We start from the raw sequence: 6450 nt of genomic DNA on the forward strand, positions 1-6450 counted from the left end.
CCACCCCCCGAAGCCGGCGCCGCCGCACCCCCGAGCCCGACCCGGCCGCCGCGGACGGGCCCGGGGCCGCGCCACCCGATTCCGTACGACCCGATTCCGTACGACCCGACGCCGGGCAGCCCGAGGACGCCGGCCGACCCGACCCCGCGGACGCCGCGCGCGCCAAGCGGTCCGTCAATCCGTGAAAGAGAGAAGCGCAGTGAACGAGGAGATGGTGACACTCGCCGCGGACGACGCGTCCGAAGCCTGGGTGGGAGCGGTGGGCGCGGGCGGTGTCTTCCTGCTGCTCATCGTGATCGTCTGGCAGATCGCCGCCACCTGGCGGGCCCGCATGCTCGCCGCGCGCGAGGAGCGGTACAGGCAACTGGCCGGCAAGTACGCCCAGTTGCTGGAGGACAACACGGAGCTGCACCGCCGCACCCTGGACGAGCTGAGCCAGGCCCGTACGTCGCTCGCCGCGATGGAGAAGATGATGCGCGAGATCGAGTAACGCCCCCACGGGCCGCCCCGCCCGCCCTCACACCCTCCCGCACCCACGGCCGTACGCGCCCCCGGCCCCGTCGCCTCCGACCCACCCGGCCGCGCGACCCGAAACGCCACCCGGCCCGTCCGGGACACCCGACCCGCTCGCCCGGGCACCGCCAGCCCAGCCGCCGGCCACGCGACGACCGGCCACGCAACGACCGGTCACCCAACTGCCCTTCGCTCCACCGTCGTTCGCCCGGCCGCCGCCCGCCCGGGTGCCGGTCACGCGCGCCCGAGCGACCCCGCGCGCCCAAGCGCCCCGCCGTCACCAGCAACCGCGGACCGTGCGCCGCAAGCGGCAAGCCGCGAACCCCGTTCCTTGACCCGCGCGCCGCGATCCGGGACCGCGACCCGCACGTCGCGCCCCGTGCCCGCGCCCGCGCGCCGTATCCGCTCCGTGCCCGACACGACGTGTGGCCGGGACTGCACTCCCGGCCACACGCCCGCACGGAGCGACGTTCCGCGAGCCCCTCGCACAACTCACTCCCACTCCGAAGGAGATCACCCATGCCCGCGTGGAGCAAGCGGCTCCCCGTCCTCCCCGGCGGACGCCGCTCGAAATGGGTCGTCCTGCTGGTCTGGCTGATCCTCGCGGTCGCCCTCGGGCCCCTGGCCGGCAAGCTCGGCGACGTCGAGGAGAACGGCCCGAACGCCTTCCTGCCGAGCGGCGCCGAATCGGCTCAGGTCAACACCGAGTTGGAGAAGTTCAGGGCCGACGAACTGACCGCCGCCGTCGCCGTCTACACCCGCGACGGCGGCCTCACCGCGGCCGACCGCGCCAAGGTCGCCGCGGACCGCGCCCGGTTCGCCGAGTTCGCCGCCGAAGGCCAGCGGGTCGCCCGGGCCGAGCCCTCCGCCGACGGCCAGGCCCTGATCACCACCGTCCCGCTGTCCGGGACCGACGGCCTGACCGACGACGTCGACGCGGTACGCGAGATCGCCGACGCCGACGCGCCACCGGGGCTCACCACCGAGGTCGGCGGCCCGGCCGCCTCCCTCACCGACACCGTCGAGGTCTTCAACTCCCTCGACTCCACCCTCATGATCATCACCGGCGCGGTGGTCGCGGCACTGCTGCTGCTCACCTACCGCAGCCCCGTCCTGTGGCTGTTCCCGCTGCTCGCCGTCGGCTTCGGCGCGGTGCTCACGCAGGTCACCACGTACCTGCTCGCTCGGCACGCCGGGCTCCCGGTCGACGGGCAGAGCGGCGGCATGCTCATGGTGCTCGTCTTCGGCGTCGGCACGGACTACGCCCTGCTGCTCATCGCCCGCTACCGCGAGGAACTCCACCAACACGCCGACCGGCACCAGGCCATGGCCATCGCGCTGCGCCGCTGCGGGCCCGCCATCCTCGCCTCGGCCGGCACCATCGCCGTCGGCCTGGCCTGCCTGGCCTTCTCCGACATCAACTCCTCGCGCTCGCTCGGCCTGGTCGGCGCGGTCGGCGTCGGCTGCGCCTTCGTCGCGATGATCACCGTGCTGCCCGCGCTGCTGGTGATCGCGGGCCGCTGGGTCTTCTGGCCGTTCATCCCGCGCCACGGCACCGCCGCGCGCACCGGGCGCACCCCCTGGGCCGCGATCGGCGCCGCCGTCGCCCGCCGTCCGCGCTGGGCCTGGCTCGCCTCGCTCGGCCTCACCGGCGCCCTCGCGCTGAGCGCGCTCGGCATCACCATGGGATTGAGCCAGGCGGAGATGTTCCAGGACAAGCCCGACTCCGTCATCGCCCAGGAACGCGTCTCCGCGCACTACCCCTCCGGCGCCTCCGACCCCGCCGACGTCGTCACCCGCGCCGACGGCGACCGACTCGCCCAGGTCAGGGCCGTGGCGGCGAAGGTGCCCGGCGTCGCATCGGTCGGCGAGCCACAGGACTCCGTACGCACCGGCGGCCACGAGCTCGCCACCTTCCCCGTCGTCCTCAAGGACGCCCCGGACAGCGACGCCGCCAAGGACACCGTCGACGCGCTGCGCGACGCCGTGCACGCCGTCGACGGCGCCGACGCGCTGGTCGGCGGCACCACCGCACAGGCCATCGACACCGAGCGCGCCGCCGACCGCGACCTGACCACCGTCATCCCGATCGTGCTGCTCGTCGTCCTCGCCGTACTGATCTGGCTGCTGCGCTCGCTGGTCGCCCCGCTGCTGCTCCTGGCCACCGTGGTCGTCTCGTACTTCGCCGCCCTCGGCACGTCCCACCTGCTCTTCGAGCACGTCCTGGACTTCGCCGCGATGGACTGGTCGACCCCGCTGATGGGCTTCGTTTTCCTCGTCGCGCTCGGCATCGACTACAACATCTTCCTGATGACCCGGGTACGGGAGGAGACCGAGCGCCTCGGCCACGCCCGCGGCGTCCTCGCCGGCCTCACCGGAACCGGCGGCGTGATCACCTCGGCGGGCATCGTGCTCGCGGCCACCTTCGCGGTCTTCGCGGTGCTGCCGCTGGTCACCATGGCCCAGCTCGGCGTACTGGTCGGCGTCGGCGTCCTGCTCGACACCTTCCTCGTCCGCACCGTCCTGGTCCCGGCCCTGGCCCTGGACATCGGCCCGAAGGTCTGGTGGCCGGGCGCCCTGAGCCGCGCCGCCGCGCCGCACTCCCCGCCCCCGCCCGGGGCGCGCCCGCGCGAGGCGGCACAGGAAGGCGCGTAACCCCGCGCCCTCACACCCCGCCCTCACCTCCGCGCGCCCCCGCCCTCCCCGCGTGCCCCGGCTCCCGCCGGCGGCGGCCCGCAGGCGGGGGCGCGCCCCCACGCCCGACCGAGCCGGCGCCCGCCACCCCACCACCCGTACCGCCACCCGGACACCCACCGCATCGGCGCCGCCCCGATGCGAGGATGCCGACGAACGCCGCCGGCGGAGCCAACCCCTCCGCCCGGCTCCGTACCGCACCGGACTCCGCGTCACACGGGAGACCGGACCGCACTGGATGAGGTGAGCGCACCATGGCGCAGAAGGTCGCCGTGCTCGGCACGGGAAAGATCGGCGAGGCACTGCTCAGCGGCATGATCCGCGGCGGCTGGTCCCCGGCCCGGCTACTGGTCACGGCCCGCCGACCGGAGCGCGCCGCCGAGCTGCGCGAGCGCCACGGCGTCGAGGCGGTCAGCAACGCCGAGGCGGCCACGTCCGCCGACACCCTCATCCTCACCGTCAAGCCCCAGGACATGGGCGCCCTCCTCGCCGAGCTGGCCCCGCACCTGCCCGCCGACCGGCTGGTCATCTCCGGCGCGGCCGGCGTCCCGACCGCGTTCTTCGAGGAACGGCTCGCCCCCGGCACCCCGGTCGTCCGCGTCATGACCAACACCCCGGCCCTGGTGGACGAGGCCATGTCCGTCATCTCCGCGGGCAGCCACGCCACCGAGGAGCACCTGGCCCACGCGGAGGAGATCTTCAACGGCGTCGGCAAGACCCTCCGCGTCCCCGAGTCCCAGCAGGACGCCGCCACCGCCCTCTCCGGTTCCGGGCCCGCGTACTTCTACTTCCTGGTCGAGGCCATGACCGACGCGGGCATCCTGCTCGGACTGCCCCGCGACAAGGCCCACGACCTCATCGTCCAGGCGGCGATCGGCGCGGCGGTGATGCTCCGCGACAGCGGCGAGCACCCGGTCAGGCTCCGCGAGAACGTCACCTCGCCCGCGGGCACCACCATCAACGCCATCCGCGAACTGGAGAACCACGGCGTACGGGCCGCCCTGATCGCCGCCCTCGAAGCGGCCCGCGACCGCAGCCGCGAGCTGGCCTCGGGCACCTGACCCCCGCGCCCACCCGGCCGGGCCGCCCGCTCCGTACGAACCCGTTCCGTACGAACAGGAGGGGCGGCCCGGCCAGGTCTCCGGACGGCCGCGCGGTCAGGCCGGCGGCAGCAGCCCGACCGCCGCGTACGCCGCGTCCACCCGGGGCCGCGCCATCGCACGCGCCCGCTCGGCACCGGCCCGCAACACCGCGTCCACCCGCCCCGGCTCGGCACACAGCCGCGCGTGCCGCTCCCGCACCGGCCGCAACGTCTCCACCACGGCCTCCGCCACATCCCGCTTGAGCGCCCCGTACGAGGAGTACCCCTCGGCCAGCTCGGCCGGCCGCCCACCCGTACACGCCGCGAGCACGTCCAGCAGGTTCGCCACCCCCGGCTGCGCCTCCCGGTCGTAGCGCACCTCGGCCCCGCTGTCCGTCACGGCCCGCATCACCTTCTTCCGCACCACGTCCGGCTCGTCCAGCAGATAGACGATCCCGCTGGTCTCGGCGTGCGACTTGCCCATCTTCGCCGTCGGGTCCTGGAGGTCCATCACCCGCGCCGCGACCGCCGGGTGCACCGCCCGCGGCACGGTGAACACCGCCCCGTACCGTTGGTTGAACCGCCGCGCGAGATCCCGCGTCAGCTCGACGTGCTGCGCCTGGTCGTCCCCCACCGGCACCTCGTCCGTCCCGTACGCCAGGATGTCGGCCGCCATCAGCGCCGGATACGTCAGCAACGACAGCCGCACGCTCCCGCCCCGCGCCGTCTCCCGCGCCACTTTCTCCTTGTACTGGATCATCCGCCGCATCTCGCCGTCGGACGCCAGACACTCCATGAGGTACGAGAGCCGCGCGTGCTCGTCCACGTGGCTCTGCACGAAGACCGTGCACTGATCAGGGTCGAGCCCGGCCGCGAGCAACAGCGTCGCGGCCTGCCGACTCAGCCGGCGCACCCGCGCCGGATCGTGCTCGACGGTCAGCGCGTGCAGGTCCACCACGCAGAACAGCGCGTCGGCCCGGTGCTGGTCCGCCACGACCCACCGCCGCACGGCCCCCAGGTAGTTCCCCAACGTGAGGTGCCCGGTCGGCTTCACCCCACTGAAGATCCGCACCCGCGCCGCAGCCCCGTGGCCGCGACCGGCGTCAGGGCCGGCGGCCAGCTCCGCCGTCGCAGTCACCGTCGTAGAGGTGGAGGAGGAGATAGGGGCAGCCGTGGCCACCGTCCCCGCTGCCGTCTGTGCCCTCTGTGCCGTCTCCGTCATGTCCGCGTTCTCCGTCATCCCCGGTGTCTCCCACCGGATCGGAGCCGCCGTCCCCGGCCGGCCGGGGCGCGAAGCGGAGCTTCGACAACGCGGAACGGCCGCCGGATTCGGCGGCCGTTGATGCGCGTACGCACAGGGTCTGGTCCGCCGTCAGGCGGGCCACCACTGGGTAGGTACGCGCGTAGTCACGCCGCCGACGGTACTCCTCGAACGAGGGACGCCGCCACGGGTTTGAGACGCGTCAGAGCGTCATGTACTGTTCTCCGGGTTGCCGCGCGATCCACCTGGACACCGCGGCAGCGCCTCGCGCCGCACCGGCGGCACACCACTACTGCACGGCCCTCCCGAATCGGGATGGATTTCGGCATGCCGGAATTCGATTCGAAAGCTTCGATTATGAGGCTCGGGGGAAATCCGCTAAAGTAGTGGACACGCCGGAAGGCGCGAAACAAACCCCGCTCCAACAGGGGACCGGAAACAAATTCCGACCGGAAACGGCAGGAAAAAGGATCTGGTAAGGTTGGAAACACCGAAGGGAAGCGCCCGGAGGGCCCGGTGAAACGGGACCGAAGGAAGCGTCCGTTCCTTGAGAACTCAACAGCGTGCCAAAAGTCAACGCCAAATATGTTGATACCCCGTCTCCCAACACTGTTGGGGACGAGGTTCCTTTGAAAAGTCCTCCCAATACCTTGATCGGGTTGGGGGGCGACACAGCGAGGACGCTGTGAGCATCGATCTTATTCCGATCGGTGTTCCGCTCTTATCGTGTGTGTGTGCCGGGATATCCCGGAGGCATTCATGGAGAGTTTGATCCTGGCTCAGGACGAACGCTGGCGGCGTGCTTAACACATGCAAGTCGAACGATGAAGCCGCTTCGGTGGTGGATTAGTGGCGAACGGGTGAGTAACACGTGGGCAATCTGCCCTGCACTCTGGGACAA

General features: G+C 72.5%; 4 protein-coding genes and 1 rRNA gene (1 of these 5 running past the window's edge). 4 read left to right on the forward strand and 1 reads right to left on the reverse strand.

The window, feature by feature from the left end:
* Positions 1-199: 199 nt before the first annotated feature.
* The 3 genes from H7H31_RS18960 (at position 200) to proC (ending at position 4268) form a co-directional block, all read left to right on the forward strand.
* A complete protein-coding gene (locus tag H7H31_RS18960) occupies positions 200-490 on the forward strand; it encodes a hypothetical protein (protein WP_187059546.1) in 291 nt (96 codons plus the stop codon).
* Between the two features lie 542 nt (positions 491-1032).
* Complete coding sequence (locus H7H31_RS18965; RefSeq protein ID WP_187059796.1) at positions 1033-3168, forward strand: MMPL family transporter; 2136 nt, start codon at positions 1033-1035, stop codon at positions 3166-3168.
* A gap of 293 nt (positions 3169-3461) precedes the next feature.
* Positions 3462-4268, forward strand: a complete 807-nt coding sequence (proC, locus tag H7H31_RS18970; protein WP_187061442.1) for a pyrroline-5-carboxylate reductase — start codon at positions 3462-3464, stop codon at positions 4266-4268.
* Between the two features lie 96 nt (positions 4269-4364).
* Here the strand turns inward: proC and trpS are convergent, their stop codons facing one another.
* The gene (gene trpS, locus H7H31_RS18975) at positions 4365-5528 is read right to left on the reverse strand and encodes a tryptophan--tRNA ligase (RefSeq protein ID WP_232109951.1); all 1164 of its coding nucleotides are present in this window, start codon (positions 5526-5528) and stop codon (positions 4365-4367) included.
* Between the two features lie 777 nt (positions 5529-6305).
* On the opposite strand from trpS, the gene H7H31_RS18980 reads away from it, so the two are divergent.
* Positions 6306-6450 (forward strand): 16S ribosomal RNA (locus H7H31_RS18980) (it continues 1382 nt past the right edge of the window).

It is taken from the genome of Streptomyces buecherae, assembly GCF_014295035.1.
Classification (GTDB): domain Bacteria; phylum Actinomycetota; class Actinomycetes; order Streptomycetales; family Streptomycetaceae; genus Streptomyces; species Streptomyces youssoufiensis.